At 62.6% G+C, this 22,224-nt stretch carries 17 protein-coding genes and 4 pseudogenes; 6 read left to right on the top strand and 15 right to left on the bottom strand.

Translation table 11 applies throughout. From position 1 onward, the window contains the following. Positions 1-2: 2 nt before the first annotated feature. From D3870_RS18420 to D3870_RS22160, 7 genes and pseudogenes are all read right to left on the bottom strand, one after another. The gene (locus tag D3870_RS18420) at positions 3-2,381 is read right to left on the bottom strand and encodes an MMPL family transporter (RefSeq protein ID WP_119741425.1); all 2,379 of its coding nucleotides are present in this window, start codon (positions 2,379-2,381) and stop codon (positions 3-5) included. Further along, positions 2,378-2,980 carry a LolA-related protein gene (locus D3870_RS18425; RefSeq protein ID WP_119741426.1) on the bottom strand — a complete coding sequence of 201 codons (603 nt, stop codon included), beginning with the start codon at positions 2,978-2,980 and terminating at the stop codon, positions 2,378-2,380. Before D3870_RS18425 ends, D3870_RS18420 begins: the two co-directional genes overlap by 4 nt. Before the next feature lie 2 nt (positions 2,981-2,982). Continuing rightward, positions 2,983-3,915: an LpxL/LpxP family acyltransferase gene (locus D3870_RS18430; RefSeq protein ID WP_119741428.1), complete on the bottom strand. Its 933-nt coding sequence runs from the start codon at positions 3,913-3,915 to the stop codon at positions 2,983-2,985. Between the two features lie 2 nt (positions 3,916-3,917). Continuing rightward, positions 3,918-5,569, bottom strand: a pseudogene (locus D3870_RS18440) (AMP-binding protein). Between the two features lie 37 nt (positions 5,570-5,606). Next, positions 5,607-6,242, bottom strand: coding sequence for a COG4648 family protein (locus tag D3870_RS18445; RefSeq protein WP_119741432.1), 636 nt, complete (start codon positions 6,240-6,242; stop codon positions 5,607-5,609). After that, positions 6,242-6,526 carry a phosphopantetheine-binding protein gene (locus D3870_RS18450; RefSeq protein WP_119741434.1) on the bottom strand — a complete coding sequence of 95 codons (285 nt, stop codon included), beginning with the start codon at positions 6,524-6,526 and terminating at the stop codon, positions 6,242-6,244. The genes D3870_RS18445 and D3870_RS18450 overlap by 1 nt, the downstream gene beginning before the upstream one ends. Positions 6,527-7,035: 509 nt before the next feature. Further along, positions 7,036-7,236 carry a hypothetical protein gene (locus D3870_RS22160; protein ID WP_147375830.1) on the bottom strand — a complete coding sequence of 67 codons (201 nt, stop codon included), beginning with the start codon at positions 7,234-7,236 and terminating at the stop codon, positions 7,036-7,038. Positions 7,237-7,440: 204 nt separating this feature from the next. Here D3870_RS22160 and D3870_RS18455 point away from each other — a divergent pair, with 204 nt between their 5' ends. Further along, positions 7,441-8,517: a porin gene (locus D3870_RS18455; protein WP_119735634.1), complete on the top strand. Its 1,077-nt coding sequence runs from the start codon at positions 7,441-7,443 to the stop codon at positions 8,515-8,517. Between the two features lie 216 nt (positions 8,518-8,733). Here D3870_RS18455 and D3870_RS18460 read toward each other — a convergent pair whose 3' ends face one another. Continuing rightward, positions 8,734-10,590, bottom strand: coding sequence for a phosphoenolpyruvate carboxykinase (GTP) (locus D3870_RS18460; RefSeq protein ID WP_119741436.1), 1,857 nt, complete (start codon positions 10,588-10,590; stop codon positions 8,734-8,736). A 302-nt stretch (positions 10,591-10,892) separates the two neighbouring features. Here D3870_RS18460 and D3870_RS18465 point away from each other — a divergent pair, with 302 nt between their 5' ends. Both D3870_RS18465 and D3870_RS18470 read left to right on the top strand, forming a co-directional pair. Next, positions 10,893-11,882, top strand: a complete 990-nt coding sequence (locus D3870_RS18465; protein WP_119735636.1) for a D-2-hydroxyacid dehydrogenase family protein — start codon at positions 10,893-10,895, stop codon at positions 11,880-11,882. Positions 11,883-12,106: 224 nt separating this feature from the next. Next, on the top strand, positions 12,107-13,894 hold the full coding sequence (locus D3870_RS18470) for a carboxypeptidase-like regulatory domain-containing protein (protein WP_119741438.1): 1,788 nt from the start codon (positions 12,107-12,109) through the stop codon (positions 13,892-13,894). Positions 13,895-14,201: 307 nt separating this feature from the next. Here D3870_RS18470 and cynS (D3870_RS18475) read toward each other — a convergent pair whose 3' ends face one another. Continuing rightward, on the bottom strand, positions 14,202-14,645 hold the full coding sequence (cynS, locus tag D3870_RS18475) for a cyanase (RefSeq protein ID WP_119735640.1): 444 nt from the start codon (positions 14,643-14,645) through the stop codon (positions 14,202-14,204). Between the two features lie 297 nt (positions 14,646-14,942). On the opposite strand from cynS (D3870_RS18475), the gene D3870_RS18485 reads away from it, so the two are divergent. After that, entirely contained in the window at positions 14,943-16,115 is a 1,173-nt protein-coding gene (locus D3870_RS18485; protein WP_119735643.1) for an MFS transporter, read from the top strand. Positions 16,116-16,190: 75 nt separating this feature from the next. Here D3870_RS18485 and D3870_RS18490 read toward each other — a convergent pair. Further along, a pseudogene (locus D3870_RS18490) lies at positions 16,191-16,750 on the bottom strand (L-asparaginase); the annotation flags it as partial. 11 nt (positions 16,751-16,761) lie between these two features. Here D3870_RS18490 and D3870_RS18495 point away from each other — a divergent pair. After that, positions 16,762-17,334 (top strand): annotated as a pseudogene (locus tag D3870_RS18495) (L-asparaginase); the annotation flags it as partial. A 75-nt stretch (positions 17,335-17,409) separates the two neighbouring features. On the opposite strand, the gene D3870_RS18500 reads toward D3870_RS18495, so the two are convergent. Next, positions 17,410-18,582 carry an MFS transporter gene (locus tag D3870_RS18500; protein WP_119735643.1) on the bottom strand — a complete coding sequence of 391 codons (1,173 nt, stop codon included), beginning with the start codon at positions 18,580-18,582 and terminating at the stop codon, positions 17,410-17,412. Between the two features lie 297 nt (positions 18,583-18,879). Here D3870_RS18500 and cynS (D3870_RS18510) point away from each other — a divergent pair, with 297 nt between their 5' ends. After that, positions 18,880-19,323: a cyanase gene (gene cynS, locus D3870_RS18510; protein WP_119735640.1), complete on the top strand. Its 444-nt coding sequence runs from the start codon at positions 18,880-18,882 to the stop codon at positions 19,321-19,323. 76 nt (positions 19,324-19,399) lie between these two features. Here cynS (D3870_RS18510) and D3870_RS18515 read toward each other — a convergent pair whose 3' ends face one another. The 4 genes and pseudogenes from D3870_RS18515 to D3870_RS18530 form a co-directional block, all read right to left on the bottom strand. Next, positions 19,400-19,897: a protein kinase family protein gene (locus D3870_RS18515; RefSeq protein ID WP_119741440.1), complete on the bottom strand. Its 498-nt coding sequence runs from the start codon at positions 19,895-19,897 to the stop codon at positions 19,400-19,402. Then, positions 19,894-20,550 carry a hypothetical protein gene (locus D3870_RS18520; RefSeq protein ID WP_119741441.1) on the bottom strand — a complete coding sequence of 219 codons (657 nt, stop codon included), beginning with the start codon at positions 20,548-20,550 and terminating at the stop codon, positions 19,894-19,896. Before D3870_RS18520 ends, D3870_RS18515 begins: the two co-directional genes overlap by 4 nt. Further along, positions 20,507-21,379: a carboxypeptidase-like regulatory domain-containing protein gene (locus D3870_RS18525; RefSeq protein ID WP_147375832.1), complete on the bottom strand. Its 873-nt coding sequence runs from the start codon at positions 21,377-21,379 to the stop codon at positions 20,507-20,509. Before D3870_RS18525 ends, D3870_RS18520 begins: the two co-directional genes overlap by 44 nt. A 286-nt stretch (positions 21,380-21,665) precedes the next feature. Next, a pseudogene (locus D3870_RS18530) lies at positions 21,666-22,224 on the bottom strand (NAD(P)-dependent oxidoreductase); the annotation flags it as partial.

Here is a 22,224-nt window from a genome sequence, read left to right on the forward strand (position 1 = left end):
GACTATTTCCCCGCGATCGATTGCCGCCGCGCGAAGCTGGCCGCAAAGACCAGCGCCAGCACCGCGCCGGGGCCGACCGTGGTGCCGATCGCCTGCAGCACCGGAACGCTGGAAAATCCGAGCAGGCCGAAACCGGAAACCGTGGTCAGGTTGGCGAACACCAGCGAGGTCAGGGTTTGTGGTGAGATGGCATCGCCCTTGCCGGTGAAGAACAGCGCATAGTTGGAGCCGACCGCGACGATCAGCAGCAAGCCGATCAGGTGCAGGATGGTCAGGCGATGCCCGCTCAGCGCCAGGATCGCCACCACCGTGACGACAGCCGCCGCCAGCGGCAGCAGCGCGCGCGCGACCTGCGTTGGCGAGCGCAGCGATAGCAACAGCAGCACGACGATGCCGCACAGTCCGCCCAGCGAGTACCACGTCGCCTGTTGCAGGTAGCCGGAATACAGCTGGTCGGATTCCGCCTTCAGATCGACGAACAAGGCGTTCGGCTGGCCGGCGGCGGCGAGCGCCGTGCGTATGGCATGCACCGCTTCGATGGCGAAGCCGGAAGCCGGCGCGGACAGCGGCAGCATCGCATTCCAGCGTGCGCCGCGCTGAAACAGCAGCGAATCCACCGCCAGCGCCAGCGAGGTGTGGTCGAGGTCGGCGCGCTGCAGCGGCGCGCGCGCTTTGGCGGCGGCGACATCCGCGAGGAAGGGCTGGAACACCGCGGCGCGCACCGGCAAGCCATCGACCGCCTGCGCGAGGCGTTGCGCCATGTCGTCCGCCGGCAGGCTCGCCTGTCGCGCGCGCTGTGTCGCGATGCTCGGCAGGTAGCGGCTCGGGCTTTCGAAGCCGGTCAGCACGCCCTGCTCCACCAGCGGCTGCAGTTGCCGCGCAACGCTTTCCGCCGATTGCAGCACGGCTTCGCGCGCAGTGCCGGATACCACGATCATGTAGCGCACGTCCGGCGCGCCCATGTCGGCGCGCAGGCGCGCATCGACGGCCTGGTCGGCCTGCGACACGGGACTGAGCGACGACAGCTCCGCATTCCACAGCGTGTCGCGATGCTGCACGATGACCACGCATGCCGCCAGTGCGACGCATGCCAGCGGCCAGCGCAACAGCGGCGCGCGCCGCGCCACCTGCGCCAGCCGGTTGCCGAGCGCCGAGACGTCGCGAATGCGGAAATCCTTCGGCAGCATCAACGGCAACAGGAAACGCGTCACCAGCGCCGCCGTCACCAGTCCCGCGATGGAGTACAGACCGAGTTGCGCCAGCCCGGGAAAGCTCGACAGCAGCAGCGAGGCAAAGCCGACGATCGAGGTCAGCACGCCGAGCCGGATGGTCGGCCAGAATTCGGTCACCCAGTCGCGCGCCGCGCCGGCCTTGTCCGCATTGGCCTGGCGCGACTGCACGAACAGGTAGATCGAATAATCGACCGCCTCGCCGATCAGTGTTGTGCCGAAGCCGAGCGTGAGGCCGTGCACGAGGCCGAAGCCGAGACTGACCGCGACCACGCCGACCAGCGCGCCCGACACCACCGGCAGCAGTCCGAGCGCGAGCGCGGTGAAGGAGCGGTACACCAGCAGCAGCAGGCTGACGATGATGAGCGTGCTGATGATCGACAGCCGCGTCACTTCGCGTTCGATGGTCTGGCGCGATTGCACCGAAAACACGCCGGGCCCGGTCATCGCCAGTTTCGCGCTGGCGGCGGCAGCGCCATGCTGCTTTACTGCGGCATCGAAGGCGCGTTGCATCTGCGCCATTGCCTGCTGCTGGCCGTCGGTGTCCGCGCCCGCCGCGCGCGTCTGCGCCAGCAGCAGCGCGCGCGCGCCGTCGCGCGAGGCCCACGCGCCGTGGTTCATCCGGGGACGGTTGCCGGCATTCATCTGCTCGAACAAGGCGACGATCTCGCCGGTGGGGTCGCGCGGCAGCAGCGGCTTGATCATCATGCCCGCCGGCGACGCCAGCATTTCGATGGTGTCGTTCAACGCGGCATGCAGACCGGCGACGCTGAAGCGCTCCGGCGTGACGGCGGGACTGAGCAGATAGCGATTGCCGAACAGGAAGGCCTGGTCGCGTTCAGTGTTGACCGGCTCGCCGTTGTTGACCGTCACGAAGGCCGGATCGCCGCGCAGCTGCTGTGCCATGCGCTTCGACAAGGCCGCGTGCGTCGCGGCATCCGCGCCCTCGATGCCGACCAGGATCAGGCGCGACACGACGCCGTCGGTCAGCTGGTCGAGCAGGACTTGCTGTTCCGGGGTCGGCGTCTGCGGCAGGAAGGCGGACAGATCGGCGGTGAAGGTGGTGCGCGTGATGACGAGCGCGCACACCGCGACACCGGCGAGCCAGAGGGCGAAGGCCGCCCAGCGGCGCTGCAGCAGATGGCGCATCATCGCGATGCGACCTTCTCTATCGTCATCACCGAACGGTCGCCGTCGGTCTGGATGATCTCGATGCTGCGCACGTTGTCGCGGCTGCCGGTGATCTGCACCAGGTGGATGTTGGTCGCGAGCTTCGCATTGGTCGGCCACAGGTTCAGCGTCCAGCGTTCCGCCTGGCCTTCCAGCTTCAATCTGAACGAACGCTCCAGCGCCTTGCGGTCGCCCGCCAGCGTGCCGCGTATGCTGTCGATGAAGCCGGCCAGTTCGGGGTATTCCTGCATCTGCACGCTATGCTTCTGGCGGCCGCGCTCGATGCTCAGCGTATCGCCCTCGACCAGCATCGATTCCGGCTTCGGCTTGACGGTACGCTTTTCGAGCCGGTCCGGCGCGACGTACAGCAGCTCGCCCGAGGATTCCACCGGACGGTCCAGCAGCGCCAGGTATTTCTTCTCGACGAAGGTGGCGCGGCCCTCCTTCGTCTTCGCCAGCGACTGCATCAGACGGTCCAGATCCCAGTCGGCTGCGATGGCCGGCGCGGCGCATGCCAGCACCAACGGCAGCAGCAGCGCCAGCAGGCGGCGGAAAATCGTTCCGGGTGATACAGCATTCATGATCAATCCTTGTTGCCGGCGGCGGACTCGCCTTGCCAGAAGTTGAAAAAGTTGAACCAGTTGTACGGCGCGCGCCGGCAGCAATGTTCCAGCAAAGCTGCATAGCGCGTGATGGCCTGCTCGATCGCGGCCTGGCGTTCTTCGCGCGCCAGCTGTGAAAAATCGGCGAGCTGCTCGAAATGGACTTCGTAGCGATTGCCGCCAAGATACATTCCGACCATGAAGATCACCGGGCGGCGCAGGAGCGCGGCCATGCGAAACGGCCCGAGCGGCAGGTGCGCGGTGCCGCCCAGCAGCGTCACCGGCAGCGTCGCGTCGTCGCCGAAAGTGCGGTCGGCCAGCATGCCGACCAGCGTGCCGGCGTCCAGGTATTCGCGGATCTTGAGCATCGAATCGATCCTGCCGAGCGGGACGATGTCCTGGCGCGCGGCGGGATTGATCGCGGCCAGCATGTCGTTGACCTTGCGCGCATTCTCCTCGTACATCGCCATCGCCACCTTCATGCCTGCATGCCGGCGCCCCAGCGCGCGCATCACCTCGAAGCTGCCCATGTGCGCGCCGATCAAGAACAGTCCCTTGCCGCTTTCCATTGTTTCCAGCAGCGACGCTTCGCCGTGCACGACGACGTCGAACAGGTCGAAGCGCTGGTTGACCAGATACACGCGGTCGTGGATGGTCGAGGCGAAGCAGAAGAAATGCCGGTAGATGTCAGGCCAGCGCACCGGGCCTTGCAGCACGCGGCCGAGATAGTCGCGCGATGCGGCGCGGCTGGCCGGCGCAAACAGCAGAAAGTAGCTTGCGATCAGGTGCAGCACCGCGCGCCCGGCACGCCGGCCGAGGCGCAGCGAAATCCACGTCATGATGCGCAGCATCAGCATGTTGCTGCGCTCGGGGCGTTTCGCCCAGTCAGCCGTGTTGTGCTGCGCCGCCGCCATGTCTATGCACCATCGTCGGCGCGCACGGAGCCGCTCGCGACCTTGCGCTCGCCGCTCAGGATGTCGAATCGGATCGTGCCGTTGTCTGCCGCGTCGTAACACACCCGCACCGGCTCGCCGGGGCGCACCGGGCTCAGGAACTTCATGCTGCCGATGCGGCACGCCGAAAGATCGGCGCCGATGCGTTGACCGATGACATGCAGGGCTTCGTCGAGCAGTACCACGCCCGGCACGATCGGACTGCCGGGAAAGTGGCCGGCGAAGGCCGGATGATCGGACGCGATCGTCAATGGCGCGGTCTGGCGGTCCGTCATGCGGCGTGCCCGCCTTTGGCCAGCGCCAGCTCCTTCAAGGCCTCGCGCGGCAGCTTTCCGGTCGCATTGCGCGGCAACGCCTCCACGAATACCAGCGGACGCGGCAGGAACACCGAATCGACCCGCTCGCGCAAGGCCGCCAGCACCGCTGCCGCCGTCAATCCGGGTGCAACCACGAACGCGGTCAGGCGCGTCACGCCGTCGGCCGCCACCTCGTCCGGCATGAAGAATGCGCCATCGCGCACGCCGGGAATCGCGTTCAACTGCAGGTTCAGATAGGCCAGCGAATTGCGCTTGCCGGCAATGTTGACCAGATCGGCGGTGCGGCCATGCAGCAGGAAGCGGTCGGCGGCCACCGATTCGATCACATCGTTCATCGGCACCGGTTTTTCCACGTGCCCGCCCGACGCCCAGGTGACGCCATCCTGCTGCGTCAGGCAGACGTCGCGAAACAGCGTCCATTCCTGCGTCGCGGTCGAATTGCGCACGGCGATCTGGCCGGTTTCGGTGCTGCCGTAGATTTCCAGCAGCGGCGCGTGAAAGCGCGCTTCGAGTTCTTCCGCCAATGCGATCGACAGCGGCGCGGTGGCCGACACCACCAGATCCGTCGGCGGCACATCGAGTCCGGCATGGATCACCGAGCGCATGTGCACCGGCGTCGACACCAGCGTGCGCGGACGCGGCGCCGACGCGATCATGCTGCAGATGTCGGCGGGATAGAAGGATTGGCCCGTGACCATCGCATTGCCGCTTTGCATCACGACCAGCACGGTCGATTCGAAACCGTACATGTGCTGCGGCGGCACGGTGCCGATGATGGCGTGCTGCCGGCCGTCGTTCCAGCCGCACAGCTGCGCCTCGGCCTGCACATTGCGCACCAGCGCGCCCCAGCTCTTCCGGTGCGGAATCGGCGTGCCCGTCGAGCCCGAGGTAAACACATAGGCCGCCAGCTGCGTGTCGGCGATATGCGGCACCACGAATGGCTGAATGCCGGCGGCGTCGGCCAGCGCCGGAAACGGCATCTGCGGCAGCGCAATCGCGCAATCGGCATTGTCAGTGAGGCAGAATGCATCCGGCGCGAACTGCTGCAACTGCCGGATCATTTCCGACGTTTGCGTCGATGGCAGCAGGCTGACCTTGCCGCTCACCAGGGCGGCGGCCAGTCCGACCGTGAAGCGGTAGCGGTCGCCGCAGGCATTGAGCATGTGCGTGCCGGCCGGCAGCATGCGGCTCAATTGCGCGACATCGGACAGGAAGCGGGCCGCCGTGATCGGCGCGCCGTCGCGCCACGCGATCACGCTGTCGGCGCGCTTGTGGGTAATCAGGGGAAACGTGGGCATGATGAAGGTCTTGCTTTGACTTGTCGTGCCGCCGCGCTCAACGCGCCGGCACATTCCAGAAGGCTTTCACGGCGTCGAGTATATGCGCATGTTCCATGTGCGGGTGCAGGCGGCGGCGCACGGCGTACTCGGCGACAAACATCAGGCCGATCAGGGGCGCGGTGCAGAAGTTGGAAAACGCCGACCAGGTGGCCAGCGGCGCGGTAAGAAAAATCACCGTGGAGCTGGCCGACATCAGGCCGAAGAACGCGGCCCAGGCCTTCGTCACCTGCCGCGTGTAGCGCTCGATCTCGGGTGGCAGCGCGCCATGCACCACTCTCGCGAAAACCGTGCAGAGCGGCTCCCGCCCCGCCGCCAGCGTGCGCGCGAACCACAGGCACAGCACAAGTTGCGTGCCGGCATGCTCAAGCCAGTAGATGCGGCTGTAGTGTTGCGTCAGCGTATTCCAGGCCATGTACAACGCGCCGCACGCAAGGCCGAACAACGCCAGCATCAGCGCGCGCCGGCGCGTGTGCCACGCCATCGAAAACCCCGCCAGCACAAATGGCGACAGCGCGACCAGCGTGCCGAGCGTTGCGGTGCGGGCGGTATTGGTGTAGTGCGCCAGGAAGGCGTAGCCCAGCGCCATGGCGATGACTGCCGCCCATCGCCCGAACCGGACCAGGCGCGGCATCAGACCGATCGCCGGGCGCTGATGTATTCGGTCAGGCTGCGCAGCGAACTGAAAATGCGGTGGTTGTCGTCGCTGTCCGCGCGCAACTGCAAGCCGTAACGCTTGGAAACGACCAGCGCCACTTCCAGTATGTCGATCGAATCCAGCCCCAGCCCGTCGCCGTACAGCGGATCGGCCGGATCAATGTCGCCGGCTGCGACATCCAGGTTCAGGGATTGCACGATGAGTTCCGCGACTTCGCGTTGCAGCGCAACGTCAGGGGCCGCTGTGTTTTGAGTGTTCATTTCGATCTGTTTGCAAGAGGAAGGCAGCTTTGATTGTTGCGCTAATTTCAGCGAAATCGCGCTTTATTGCTCCCAATAGTGCGTATGTTACCGTGCGGCTCCAGTCGCTTCAACCCTTTTCCCGAGCCGGCTGATCACTTGAATATTTCACCGTTGCGGCGAAGCTCGGCACGCCATGTCAATTCGGCAATCATCGGTGCGAAATGGAATCGCGAGCCGGATTCCAGCAAGACGGCCAACGGCGGGAGGTTTGCCTGAGGCTTAAAACGAGTTCGCCATGATTTTTTCATAAAAAAAGACTATCTTCATTCAACATCTGCCAATGGCTGTCAAAAATTTCGCGTCATTTCAAGGCCGCGTGGCGGCGGATTGATGCCACGTCAATTCTGTGAAAGGCCGGAATTGCTGACCAGGGATATTCGGCGAATGTCTCTTTGGACAGATTTACCGTCCCGAGTTCTGATTCCTTGTGCGTGTAACAGGATTTTTTGCGCAAGGGATCGTCGTTATCACGGCGCGACCAAGGCATAACCAGGGCCAAGCGTGCGATTGCCTTGCATCCGTCCAAAGATGTAATTATTGTGAAAACTGGAATGAATTGTTGCGATTTTTGATGTAAAAAACGCTAAAAACATCGAAATTATTTTCATTAAATCATTGTATTCTTCGCAGGCTGGAAATTTTGCGAATGCAATATTGCTGTTTGACAAGCGGTTTTTCTGATTGTTTCGGCAACTTCTGCGAATTCGCCATGATTTTCAGTAAGCGGCGTTCATTGTCAAAAGCGATGCATCGTTAACACATTGCATCACCATGTGTTTCCTGACAATGAAGCCGTCAACGGCAAGGCAATGTTCCGCATCGCCTTGCCGAACAACAATCAATTTGTCTGGCTCTACCTTTGGGGATAGTTAATGAAAAAATCAGTTCTCGCACTGGCCGTACTGGGTGCAATCTCGACCGGCGCATTCGCGCAAACGAACGTTAGCGTGTACGGTCTGCTGGATGTGGGCATCGTGCAGGAGCGCGGCGGCGCAGCCGGTTCCGTCACCAAGCTGACCAGCGGCGTTGGCGCCGGTTCGCGCCTCGGTTTCAAGGGCACGGAAGATCTGGGCGGCGGCTTGTCCGCGCTGTTCGTGCTGGAAAACGGTTACCAGGCTGACACTGGCGCCTTGGGCCAGGGCGGTCTGATGTTCGGTCGTCAAGCATTCGTGGGCCTGGGCAGCACCAACTTCGGTACCGTCACCCTGGGTCGTCAGTACACTCCGCAATACCTGACCGTTGCCTTCGTTGATCCGTTCGGCACCGGTTTCGCCGGCAATGCCAACAACATCCTGCCGCAAACCGGCAACGCCACCAGCCGCATGGACAACTCGGTCAAGTACGTGTCGCCGAACTTCAGCGGCTTCACCGGCGAAGTCGCCTACGGCTTCGGCGAAGTGGCAGGCTCCACTTCCACCGCGCGCCAATACGGCCTGGCTGTCGGCTACGCCAATGGTCCGCTGGCTGTTCGCCTCGGCTACCACAACCTCAACAATGGCACCGCCGCCGCTCCGGCTATCGGCACCGAGAACGCCAAGAACACGCTGTTGGGCGCAACGTACGACTTCAAGGTTGCCAAGGCTCACCTCGCTTACGGCGTTGACAAGGGTCTGAACAGCTCCAAGTACCGCAATGCGGTGAACCCGTTCACCGGCCTGGCACAGTCCGGCTCGACCGACAGCACCGACGTGCTGGTTGGCGTGACCGTTCCGTTCGGCGCACACAAGGTTCTGGCTTCCTACATTCACAAGAATGACAAGACTGCCAACAACATGGACGCGAATCAGTACGCACTGGGCTACATCTACTCCTTGTCCAAGCGCACCGAGCTGTACACCACGTACGCGAAGATCTCGAACAAGAACGGCGCAGGCTACACCGTTGGCGGCGCGATCGAGGCAGGTTCGGGCGACCAGGCATTCAACGCCGGCATCCGTCACGCATTCTGATCAGAGGCGTGTAACTGCTTTGCAGCAAGAAAAAAGGCACCTTCGGGTGCCTTTTTTCTGTGCTTCGCATGGCGCACCGCGCGGCAAATCAGGGACGGAAATGCTGATCGCTGCGACAACGCCCAAAATGAAAAGCGCGGTCAGGTTGCCCTGCCGCGCTCCGTTTTATTGTCTCCTCCATCCCCCATTATTCACGGGAGACGAGCATCGCCGGGTTCAAGCCGCCAGACGCTTTTCCAGCTGGGCCTTGGTCGATTCCAGCTCTTTCGGCAAGTGATATTTCAGCTTGTCGAACAGTTCCGCATGCAGCTTCAGTTCCGCTTCCCATGAAGCCTTGTCGATCGAGGTGATCCTGTCGAATTGCTGCTGCGTGAATTCGATGCCGTCCCACTTGAGGTCTTCGTAGCGCGGGGTGACGCCGAAGATGTTTTCCGTGCCGCCGGCATTGTTCTCGATGCGGTCCAGCATCCACTTCAGCACGCGCATGTTGTCGCCGAAGCCGGGCCAGACGAACTTGCCGTTCTCGTCGGTGCGGAACCAGTTCACGCAGTAGATCTTCGGCATCTCAGCTGGCGAGGCGGCAACCTTCTTGCCGATGTCGAGCCAGTGCTGGAAGTAGTCGCTCATGTTGTAGCCCATGAACGGCAGCATCGCGAACGGGTCGCGGCGCACCACGCCTTGCTGGCCGGCTGCTGCGGCGGTCGTTTCCGAACCCATGGTCGCTGCCATGTACACGCCTTCCACCCAGTTGCGCGCTTCGGTGACGAGCGGCACGGTGGTCGAGCGGCGGCCGCCGAAGATGAAGGCCGAGATCGGCACGCCGGCCGGATCGTCCCATGCCGGGTCGATGACCGGATTCTGCGTCGCGGCGACGGTGAAGCGGGCGTTCGGATGCGCTGCCTTGCGGCCGGTTTCCTTGGCGATTTCCGGCGTCCAGTCCTTGCCTTGCCAGTCGATCAGGTGCGCCGGCGCTTCCTTGGTCAGGCCTTCCCACCACACGTCGCCGTCGTCGGTCAGCGCGACGTTGGTGAAGATGGTGTTCGCGCCCAGCGAAGCCATGCAGTTGGAGTTGGTCACGGTGTTGGTACCCGGCGCCACGCCGAAGTAGCCGGCTTCCGGGTTGATCGCGTACAGGCGGCCATCGGCACCCGGCTTGATCCAGGCGATGTCGTCGCCGATGGTGGTGACTTTCCAGCCGTTGAATGCCTTCGGCGGAATCAGCATCGCGAAGTTGGTCTTGCCGCAGGCGGACGGGAAAGCGGCGGCGACGTAATGCTTCTTGCCCTCGGGCGATTCGACGCCGAGGATCAGCATGTGTTCGGCCAGCCAGCCCTGGTCGCGGCCCATGGTGGACGCGATGCGCAGCGCGAAGCATTTCTTGCCGAGCAAGGCGTTGCCGCCGTAGCCGGAACCGAAGGACCAGATTTCGCGGGTTTCCGGGTAATGCACGATGTACTTGGTCGAGTTGCACGGCCACGCGACATCCTTCTGGCCCGCAGCCAGCGGTGCGCCGACGGTGTGCACGCAGGGCACGAATTCGCCGTCGGTGCCGAGCACGTCATACACGGCCTTGCCCATGCGGGTCATGATGCGCATGTTGACCGCGACGTAAGGCGAGTCGGACAGTTCGACGCCGATGTGGGCGATCGGCGAACCGAGCGGGCCCATCGAGAACGGCACCACGTACATGGTGCGGCCCTTCATGCAGCCGTCGAACAGGCCGTTCAGGGTGACGCGCATTTCTGCCGGGGCGATCCAGTTGTTGGTCGGGCCGGCATCTTCCTGCTTCGCGGAGCAGATGAAGGTGCGGTCTTCGACGCGTGCCACGTCGGACGGATCGGAGCATGCGAGGTAGCTGTTCGGGCGCTTGGCGTCGTTCAGCCGCTTCATGGTGCCGGCGGCGACCATTTCCGCGCACAAGCGGTCATATTCTTCCTGCGAGCCGTCGCACCAGTAGATGCTGTCGGGCTTGGTCAGGGTGGCGATTTCCGCGACCCAATTGATGAGTTTTTGTTGCTTGACGTACGATGGGGCGTTAACGGCGGTAATGCCACCCATGACTGGTTGATTCACGATAAAACCTCCAATGCCTAAATAAAAACCGGGTGTAGCGGCACGGCAGGATCGTCGTTTGGGATTTCCAAGGCTGGTTCGGATCGGGCGATAACGCACGATCTGCAGCGGAACGGCGGTCTGTCGGATAATGAGGCACGCAAGATTGGTGCCTCGGCCATCAGCACTTGGCCCCCGCAGGGATGGCGCGGAAGCCGGCTGGTAAAAAGCTACGGAACCCGTAATTTTACACCTGAGCACCACTTTCACCTAATGTTGCCTAGTTTTTAGGCAGCCTTGGTTATGTAAGGAACAATACTCCCATGAAGATTGCCATTCTTGACGACTATCAAGACAGCGTGCGCCAGTTGGATTGCTTCAGCTTGCTCGAGGGACATGAGGTGAAGGTGTTTACCAGCAGCACGCGCGGCATCGGTCAACTTGCGATTCGGTTGGGCGGCTTCGATGCGCTGGTGCTGATCCGCGAGCGAACCGCCATTTCGCGGCAATTGCTGGATAAATTGCCGAACTTGAAGCTGATTTCGCAAACCGGCAAGGTGAGCGGTCACATCGACGTGGATGCTGCAACCGCGCGCGGCGTGGCAATTGCGGAAGGCGTCGGCGACCCGACCGCGCCCGCCGAATTGACTTGGGCGCTGATCATGGCGGCGTCGCGCCGGATACCGCAATATGCCGCCAACCTGCGCGAAAGTCTGTGGCAAGCCTCGTCCATGGCGCCGGAACGCAATCTGCTGGGCAGCGTCTTGAAAGGCAGAACACTTGGCATCTGGGGCTACGGCAAGATCGGCCGCCTGGTGGCCGGCTACGGCAAGGCGTTCGGAATGGATGTGCTGATCTGGGGGCGCGATGCCAGTCGCGCGCAGGCAGTCCACGACGGTTACCGGGCGGCACACTCAAAAGACGACTTTTTCGCCGAATCCGATGTCATTTCCATGCATCTTCGTCTGAACGATGAAGCGCGCGGCATCGTGGGCGTACCCGATCTGGTGCGGATGAAGCCGACCGCGCTGTTCGTCAACACCAGCCGCGCCGAACTGGTGGCCGACGGCGCGCTGCTGACAGCCTTGCGCCAAGGCCGTCCCGGCCAGGCGGCGCTTGACGTGTTCGAGACCGAGCCCTTGCCGGTGGATTCGCCTTTGCTGCGCATGGAGAATGTGCTGGCGACGCCGCATCTGGGTTACGTGGAAAGGAACAGTTATGAATTGTATTTTCGCGCCGCCTTCCAGAATATCGTCGATTTTGCGAACGGCACGCCGAAAAACATCTTGAATTTGGCAGCTCTGCGCCTGTAACCCCGAATCGACGCATAAAACCTGAAACTCACAAGAGATATCCCATATTTTGTGGATTGACATTATTGCAATGCAGTCTATACAGTGCGCGGCGCGCCGGCACTAGGATTGTCGAATGATCATGTCCGATGAAGCCTGTTTCCCATGGACGCTTTTCCTTCAGGACTGTGCCCGGAATGCCGGCGGCTTTATCCACATACAAAATGAATACTCAAGGGAGTCTCATGCAACAACAAAAACAGCATCTGGTGCGTCATGCCTTGATCGTGGCTGCAATCACGGCTCTGACCGCCTGTGGCGGAGGCGGTGGTTCGGCCGACAGCGGTACTCCGGCCACGAAAGCGCCGGTTGTCACGCTCGTGAGGGGCACTGCCGCATCCGGTGCGCCATTTGCAGGTGCCACAGTGACGCTAACCGATGTCAATGGCACGCAAAAGACGACGACCGCCGGTGCTGATGGCGGCTACTCAATCGATGTCAAGGGCATGACGGCCCCCTTCGTCGTGACCGCAACCGGGACGACGGGCGGAATTACTGCAACTTATGTCGCGGTGCTGGCCGACACCGTCAGCGATGGCGAAACAAAGACGGTCAACGTCACGCCGTTGACAACAGCGATTGCCGCATTGCTTTCGGATGCCAACAATCCGCTGGACATGACGGATCTCGCAAAGCTGAAGGCGAAAGCGACGCCCGCCGAAGTCAAGAAGGTGGTGGACGCGCTCAAGAGCGTGCTGGCGAACGTCGTCACGGCAAGCGGTGCCGATGCCGCTACCTTCGATCCCGTCAAGAGCGCATTCAAGGCGGATAGAACCGGCCTTGACGCCGTGCTGGATACGATCAAGGTCGCGATCACAAGCGATGGCGTGGTGCTGGTGAATGCATTTGCGCCGATTGCCGAAAACCAGGCGGATCCGACTGCGGCACCGGCTCCATCGGTTGTTTTGACCAGAGGCAATGTCGCCACTCCGCCCGGCGCCCTCGTGGCGCCCACGATTGCGCCGTCGACGGTGGTGATCAACAGGTTGCAGGAGCAGCTGAATGCATGCTTTGCGTTGGCGGCGGACAATCGCGTTACCAAAACCGGCCCCATCGTGACGGATCTGAAGGGGGCGTGCGAGGTTGTCGACGGCTTTGACCGGGCTCTTTACAAATACAACGGCTATACCTTGTTCCAATGGTATGGAGGGCTGCTGTCGGATCCGGCAATGGATGGTGCCATATTCGGCGCTCCGGAAATCCTCACGCTGGTGAAAACTGCGGCAGGTGCAGAGCAAGCCATCATCCGTCTGCCATACAAGCGTGCTGACGGCAGCACCGGCCATGTGATGGACATGGCGCAGAAGATCAGTCCGGCAACGGCAACAGACAGCGGCTGGAGAATCATCGGCAATCAGCTCGATTACGATGTCGCCGTGGAAGCGCGTTTCAGCCGCGGCAACAATCCTGCCAACAATGGCAAGATCGCCTATCAGAGCGGATTGCGGCTGCAATTCAATGCCATAGGGCTGGCGTTCGATGTCCACCAGGTCAAGGTCACGGGACCGGGCCTGCCGGCAGCCGGTGTGGTGCTGGCCAGATCCTCATCGTGCGGTACCGCCAACTACTTTGCGGTGGCCAACAAGACCGGCGACCTCAGTGTCACAGCCACGTCAAATGTGTCCACATCATTTGCACTCAGCGGGGCATTTGCCGATGGCTCGTCATATACGTGGTCGTCCTCGAGTCCCAACTTCGCTTCGGCACCGGTGACGGATTTCTCCGCATTCAAACCGTTCGGACGTTACAAGTTCGAGGTGTATCGTTCGGCGAGCGACAAGAAAGCCGAGTTTTATACGCGCAGCATTGCCGCGCCGATCGCCGCAAGTTATGGACCCTCCCTGCATGGCCGGAGCTGGGTGACAGCGCCAAGGCATATCTTGATCCTGCCAATGCAAAGGCTGCGGTATTGGTGTCGGCCACCATCGACTGGAGCCGTGGCGCATTGGCACCGCATGTGGACAATGTGCTGATGACGGGCAGGTCGTCAGCCGCACTGATCAATGTGACGACAAGCGCCTTCAAGCAATCCGCCACGTCGGCAACGATCAATGCAAACATCGTCGGCACGTCCACCGGCGCGTCATGCGCAAGTGCATTCGTGCCAGCGTTGAGCACAGCAGGAAATTATCGCGAAATAGCCTTGCGCGCCTCAACGCTTCCGGCATACGCCAGTACGCCAGTTGGTCGAGGACGAACAACTAAGTCGAACGATTGACTGGTTACATGAAAAAGCCCCGCGGTTCCGACCGTGGGGCTTTTTCTTTCGCCGGATCGCTTTCAATATGTCTTGTACGGCAAAAACTTCCCTGACAACACCACATTCACCCGATCCCCTTTCGGGTCCGGCGAGCGCGTGATATCCATCGAAAAATCGATCGCGCTCATGATGCCATCGCCGAATTCCTCGTGGATCAGTTCCTTGATCGTCGTGCCGTAGACGCTGACGATTTCGTACCAGCGGTAGATCAGCGGATCGGTCGGCACGGCGCCGGGCAGCGAGCCCTTGTACGGCACGATCTGCAGCCAGGCGGCTTCCTCGTCCGTGAGGTCGAACAGGCCTTGCGCCACTTCCGCCTGCGCCTTGCTGAAGGTCATCTGGCCGAGGCAGGCCGCGGTCGTCCATTCCTTGCTGTGGCCCAGCTTGTCGGCAATGGCGCTCCATTTCAGGCCTTTTCTCACCTTGGCGTCGAGGATTTTCGCGGTGACGGTTGGGCGGTCCATGTATTTTCTCCTTGTCGTGTGCGTGGATGAGTGCATGCGGTGAAGTCGCAACGTTTTGTGCTTGAGCAAGAGACATGCCGCCGCACATTGGCGCATCAGGCGGTCTTCGTTCGACCGGATCGCACCAATTGCAAACGCATGTGCACATGGATGGTGGCGTCGTGCGGCGCGGGCGTTGGTTTCGCACAAGCGTTGTGCGCGGTCGAAGCGGGCCGGCATGCGCATTTGCCGCGCCTGCCCGGTTAGCAAGCCTGCCAACCTTTGGTTACACTGAGTGACTATTCTTCGGGAGTCGTCATGCAAGTCCGGCTGTGGTCTCTGACCCTGGGCAATTTTGCGATCGGCACCGGCGCGATGATCGTGCCCGGCATGCTCAATGAACTCAGCGCCGATCTTGCAGTCACGCCGGCGCAGATCGGCATGCTGATTTCCGCGTTCGCGGCGACCGTGTGCCTCGGCGGACCGTTCCTGGCGAGCTGGACCAGTGCCATCGAGCGCCGCAGGCTGCTGGCCGGAGCGCTCGTTTTGTATGCGCTCATGCATCTGCTGGCCGCGTTCGCCCCCGGCTACGGCAGCCTGCTCGCGGTGCGCATGGTGACCGCCGTGGGCGCTGCCTTGTTCACCGCGCAGGCGGCGGCCACGGTCGGCCTGATGGTGCCGCCCGAGGCGCGTGGCAAGGCGATCGGGATGGTCTTCCTCGGCTGGTCGATTGCGGCAGTGGTCGGCACGCCGATCGGCGCGTATCTCGGCGCGCACATCGGCTGGCGTCCGACGCTGGGGCTGGTCGGACTGGTGTCGGCGCTGTTCGCGGCGGCGGTGTGGAGGCAGATTCCGGCCGGACTGTTCGTCGCGCCGATCGATCGCGCGGCCTGGAAAGCCGTGTTCGCCGATACGCCCCTGCTGCTGGCGGTGTCGGTCACCGCGCTCCAGGCGATCGGCCTGTTCATCGTCTTTTCCTACATGGCGCTGGTGCTGAAGGACTTCATCGGCGCCACGCCGACCGCCATCAGCCTGCTGTTCCTGTGCTTCGGCATCACCGGCGTCATCGGCAATGTCATCGCGGCGCGCGTGATGGATCGCGTCGGCCCGGTGCGGGTCGGCATGGTCGCGATGGGCTGCATGCTGGCGGCGCTCGCGGCGTGGCCGCTGGCCAGGGGCTCGCTGCCGATGACGATCGTGCTGACCCTGATCTGGGGCCTGGGATGCTTCGCGATCAATGGTTCGCAGCAGGTGCGGCTGATCATGATGGCACCGCAACTCGCGGCGGCCTCGGTCGCGCTGAATTCGTCCGCCATCTACATGGGGCAGGCGCTGGGCGCACTCCTCGGCGGCGTGATCGTGACGTCGCTGGGCACGGTTGCATTGTCGTATTTCGGTACCGTGCCGATGGCGCTGGCGATGGCCGTGTCTCTGTACGCGGCGAACATGTCGGAGCGGCGCGCGACGCTGGCGGCATCATGCGAGTCCTGAGCGTCGATGTCGCGTCGTCGGCGTCTTGTTGATCGTGCAATCGGGCGCATTGCAGCGCGACCGGCATTCCCAGGCTCAGCGCGCGATGTCGGAAGGGGTGCCAGCGGGAATTGTTCTGAAACTTGATTGGACCAGTGCATGTCCGCCGGTCCACAGGCGGGCCCAGCCCGGCGGCCAAGGCAGCGGCGGTCCCGCGTAGGCCGGCACGCCGCGCCGCACGGCGATCACCGGCAGGCTGTCGGGCACCGGGCCGTCGCGATAGTCCCAGCCGAGGGTAAAGGCGTAATTCGGCAACAGCGCTTCGCATACGGCGTCAAACCATGCGGTGTGATCCTCGTCACGGCGCAACGCCTGCGCCAGGCCGTGCGGGTCGAATTGCGCCAGCGCCTTCACCAGTTCCGGCGCGGTCGCGCCCGGCGCGTCCCCCCACCCCATGATCGGATTGAAGTTGTAATCTGCGCCCGAGCCGTACCAGCCTTCGCGCCATGCCCGATCCAGCCAGTTGCGCTGGCCGGTAAACAGGTGCCAGCGCCAGTGCAGCCGGACGGCTTCGGCCAGCTGTACAGATAGAGGCGCTGGTAGCCGGCGCGGTGCAGCTCGCGCACCATCGCATCAGCGTGCAGCGGCGGGGGGCGGATCGCAGCATCGCTCGCCATGCATGCGACTGCATGCGACGTGGTCGCATGGCGTGGCGGCGATGCACCGCGCGCGGCTACCAGCGCCTCTATCTGTACAGCTGGCCGAAGCCGTCCGGCTTGCACTGGCGCTGGCACCTGTTACCGGCCAGCGCAACTGGCTGGATCGGGCATGGCGCGAAGGCTGGTACGGCTCGGGCGCAGATTACAACTTCAATCCGATCATGGGGTGGGGGGACGCGCCGGGCGCGACCGCGCCGGAACTGGTGAAGGCGCTGGCGCAATTCGACCCGCACGGCCTGGCGCAGGCGTTGCGCCGTGACGAGGATCACACCGCATGGTTTGACGCCGTATGCGAAGCGCTGTTGCCGAATTACGCCTTTACCCTCGGCTGGGACTATCGCGACGGCCCGGTGCCCGACAGCCTGCCGGTGATCGCCGTGCGGCGCGGCGTGCCGGCCTACGCGGGACCGCCGCTGCCTTGGCCGCCGGGCTGGGCCCGCCTGTGGACCGGCGGACATGCACTGGTCCAATCAAGTTTCAGAACAATTCCCGCTGGCACCCCTTCCGACATCGCGCGCTGAGCCTGGGAATGCCGGTCGCGCTGCAATGCGCCCGATTGCACGATCAACAAGACGCCGACGACGCGACATCGACGCTCAGGACTCGCATGATGCCGCCAGCGTCGCGCGCCGCTCCGACATGTTCGCCGCGTACAGAGACACGGCCATCGCCAGCGCCATCGGCACGGTACCGAAATACGACAATGCAACCGTGCCCAGCGACGTCACGATCACGCCGCCGAGGAGTGCGCCCAGCGCCTGCCCCATGTAGATGGCGGACGAATTCAGCGCGACCGAGGCCGCCGCGAGTTGCGGTGCCATCATGATCAGCCGCACCTGCTGCGAACCATTGATCGCGAAGCATCCCAGGCCCCAGATCAGGGTCAGCACGATCGTCATCGGCAGCGAGCCCCTGGCCAGCGGCCACGCCGCGAGCGCCGCCAGCATGCAGCCCATCGCGACCATGCCGACCCGCACCGGGCCGACGCGATCCATCACGCGCGCCGCGATGACATTGCCGATGACGCCGGTGATGCCGAAGCACAGGAACAGCAGGCTGATGGCGGTCGGCGTGGCGCCGATGAAGTCCTTCAGCACCAGCGCCATGTAGGAAAAGACGATGAACAGGCCGATCGCCTGGAGCGCGGTGACCGACACCGCCAGCAGCAGGGGCGTATCGGCGAACACGGCTTTCCAGGCCGCGCGATCGATCGGCGCGACGAACAGTCCGGCCGGAATCTGCCTCCACACCGCCGCCGCGAACAGCGCCGACACCAGTCCGACCAGCCCCAGCGTCGGACGCCAGCCGATGTGCGCGCCGAGATACGCGCCGATCGGCGTGCCGACCACTGCCGCAATCGACCAGCCGAGGAAGACCATCCCGATCGCCTTGCCACGCGCCTCGGGCGGCACCATCAGGCCGACCGTGGCCGCCGCCTGCGCGGTGAACAAGGCAGCGCCCACGGCGGTCACCATGCGCACCGCGAGCAGGCTGCCGTAGCCGGGGGCGAACGCGGCCAGCAGATGCATGAGCGCATACAAAACGAGCGCTCCGGCCAGCAGCCTGCGGCGCTCGATGGCACTGGTCCAGCTCGCCAGGAACGGTCCGCCGAGGCACACGGTCGCCGCGAACGCGGAAATCAGCATGCCGATCTGCGCCGGCGTGACTGCAAGATCGGCGCTGAGTTCATTGAGCATGCCGGGCACGATCATCGCGCCGGTGCCGATCGCAAAATTGCCCAGGGTCAGAGACCACAGCCGGACTTGCATGACGACTCCCGAAGAATAGTCACTCAGTGTAACCAAAGGTTGGCAGGCTTGCTAACCGGGCAGGCGCGGCAAATGCGCATGCCGGCCCGCTTCGACCGCGCACAACGCTTGTGCGAAACCAACGCCCGCGCCGCACGACGCCACCATCCATGTGCACATGCGTTTGCAATTGGTGCGATCCGGTCGAACGAAGACCGCCTGATGCGCCAATGTGCGGCGGCATGTCTCTTGCTCAAGCACAAAACGTTGCGACTTCACCGCATGCACTCATCCACGCACACGACAAGGAGAAAATACATGGACCGCCCAACCGTCACCGCGAAAATCCTCGACGCCAAGGTGAGAAAAGGCCTGAAATGGAGCGCCATTGCCGACAAGCTGGGCCACAGCAAGGAATGGACGACCGCGGCCTGCCTCGGCCAGATGACCTTCAGCAAGGCGCAGGCGGAAGTGGCGCAAGGCCTGTTCGACCTCACGGACGAGGAAGCCGCCTGGCTGCAGATCGTGCCGTACAAGGGCTCGCTGCCCGGCGCCGTGCCGACCGATCCGCTGATCTACCGCTGGTACGAAATCGTCAGCGTCTACGGCACGACGATCAAGGAACTGATCCACGAGGAATTCGGCGATGGCATCATGAGCGCGATCGATTTTTCGATGGATATCACGCGCTCGCCGGACCCGAAAGGGGATCGGGTGAATGTGGTGTTGTCAGGGAAGTTTTTGCCGTACAAGACATATTGAAAAGCGATCCGGCGAAAGAAAAAGCCCCACGGTCGGAACCGCGGGGCTTTTTCATGTAACCAGTCAATCGTTCGACTTAGTTGTTCGTCCTCGACCAACTGGCGTACTGGCGTATGCCGGAAGCGTTGAGGCCGCGCAAGGCTATTTCGCGATAATTTCCTGCTGTGCTCAACGCTGGCACGAATGCACTTGCGCATGACGCGCCGGTGGACGTGCCGACGATGTTTGCATTGATCGTTGCCGACGTGGCGGATTGCTTGAAGGCGCTTGTCGTCACATTGATCAGTGCGGCTGACGACCTGCCCGTCATCAGCACATTGTCCACATGCGGTGCCAATGCGCCACGGCTCCAGTCGATGGTGGCCGACACCAATACCGCAGCCTTTGCATTGGCAGGATCAAGATATGCCTTGGCGCTGTCACCCAGCTCCGGCCAATGCAGGGAGGGTCCATAACTTGCGGCGATCGGCGCGGCAATGCTGCGCGTATAAAACTCGGCTTTCTTGTCGCTCGCCGAACGATACACCTCGAACTTGTAACGTCCGAACGGTTTGAATGCGGAGAAATCCGTCACCGGTGCCGAAGCGAAGTTGGGACTCGAGGACGACCACGTATATGACGAGCCATCGGCAAATGCCCCGCTGAGTGCAATGATGTGGACACATTTGACGTGGCTGTGACACTGAGGTCGCCGGTCTTGTTGGCCACCGCAAAGTAGTTGGCGGTACCGCACGATGAGGATCTGGCCAGCACCACACCGGCTGCCGGCAGGCCCGGTCCCGTGACCTTGACCTGGTGGACATCGAACGCCAGCCCTATGGCATTGAATTGCAGCCGCAATCCGCTCTGATAGGCGATCTTGCCATTGTTGGCAGGATTGTTGCCGCGGCTGAAACGCGCTTCCACGGCGACATCGTAATCGAGCTGATTGCCGATGATTCTCCAGCCGCTGTCTGTTGCCGTTGCCGGACTGATCTTCTGCGCCATGTCCATCACATGGCCGGTGCTGCCGTCAGCACGCTTGTATGGCAGACGGATGATGGCTTGCTCTGCACCTGCCGCAGTTTTCACCAGCGTGAGGATTTCCGGAGCGCCGAATATGGCACCATCCATTGCCGGATCCGACAGCAGCCCTCCATACCATTGGAACAAGGTATAGCCGTTGTATTTGTAAAGAGCCCGGTCAAAGCCGTCGACAACCTCGCACGCCCCCTTCAGATCCGTCACGATGGGGCCGGTTTTGGTAACGCGATTGTCCCGCCGCCAACGCAAAGCATGCATTCAGCTGCTCCTGCAACCTGTTGATCACCACCGTCGACGGCGCAATCGTGGGCGCCACGAGGGCGCCGGGCGGAGTGGCGACATTGCCTCTGGTCAAAACAACCGATGGAGCCGGTGCCGCAGTCGGATCCGCCTGGTTTTCGGCAATCGGCGCAAATGCATTCACCAGCACCACGCCATCGCTTGTGATCGCGACCTTGATCGTATCCAGCACGGCGTCAAGGCCGGTTCTATCCGCCTTGAATGCGCTCTTGACGGGATCGAAGGTAGCGGCATCGGCACCGCTTGCCGTGACGACGTTCGCCAGCACGCTCTTGAGCGCGTCCACCACCTTCTTGACTTCGGCGGGCGTCGCTTTCGCCTTCAGCTTTGCGAGATCCGTCATGTCCAGCGGATTGTTGGCATCCGAAAGCAATGCGGCAATCGCTGTTGTCAACGGCGTGACGTTGACCGTCTTTGTTTCGCCATCGCTGACGGTGTCGGCCAGCACCGCGACATAAGTTGCAGTAATTCCGCCCGTCGTCCCGGTTGCGGTCACGACGAAGGGGGCCGTCATGCCCTTGACATCGATTGAGTAGCCGCCATCAGCACCGGCGGTCGTCGTCTTTTGCGTGCCATTGACATCGGTTAGCGTCACTGTGGCACCTGCAAATGGCGCACCGGATGCGGCAGTGCCCCTCACGAGCGTGACAACCGGCGCTTTCGTGGCCGGAGTACCGCTGTCGGCCGAACCACCGCCTCCGCCACAGGCGGTCAGAGCCGTGATTGCAGCCACGATCAAGGCATGACGCACCAGATGCTGTTTTGTTGTTGCATGAGACTCCCTTGAGTATTCATTTTGTATGTGGATAAGCCGCCGGCATTCCGGGCACAGTCCTGAAGGAAAAGCGTCCATGGGAAACAGGCTTCATCGGACATGATCATTCGACAATCCTAGTGCCGGCGCGCCGCGCACTGTATAGACTGCATTGCAATAATGTCAATCCACAAAATATGGGATATCTCTTGTGAGTTTCAGGTTTTATGCGTCGATTCGGGTTACAGGCGCAGAGCTGCCAAATTCAAGATGTTTTCGGCGTGCCGTTCGCAAAATCGACGATATTCTGGAAGGCGGCGCGAAAATACAATTCATAACTGTTCCTTTCCACGTAACCCAGATGCGGCGTCGCCAGCACATTCTCCATGCGCAGCAAAAGGCGAATCCACCGGCAAGGGCTCGGTCTCGAACACGTCAAGCGCCGCCTGGCCGGGACGGCCTTGGCGCAAGGCTGTCAGCAGCGCGCCGTCGGCCACCAGTTCGGCGCGGCTGGTGTTGACGAACAGCGCGGTCGGCTTCATCCGCACCAGATCGGGTACGCCCACGATGCCGCGCGCTTCATCGTTCAGACGAAGATGCATGGAAATGACATCGGATTCGGCGAAAAAGTCGTCTTTTGAGTGTGCCGCCGGTAACCGTCGTGGACTGCCTGCGCGCGACTGGCATCGCGCCCCCAGATCAGCACATCCATTCCGAACGCCTTGCCGTAGCCGGCCACCAGGCGGCCGATCTTGCCGTAGCCCCAGATGCCAAGTGTTCTGCCTTTCAAGACGCTGCCCAGCAGATTGCGTTCCGGCGCCATG

The sequence above is a fragment of the Noviherbaspirillum cavernae genome (assembly GCF_003590875.1).
Taxonomy (GTDB): domain Bacteria; phylum Pseudomonadota; class Gammaproteobacteria; order Burkholderiales; family Burkholderiaceae_D; genus Noviherbaspirillum; species Noviherbaspirillum cavernae.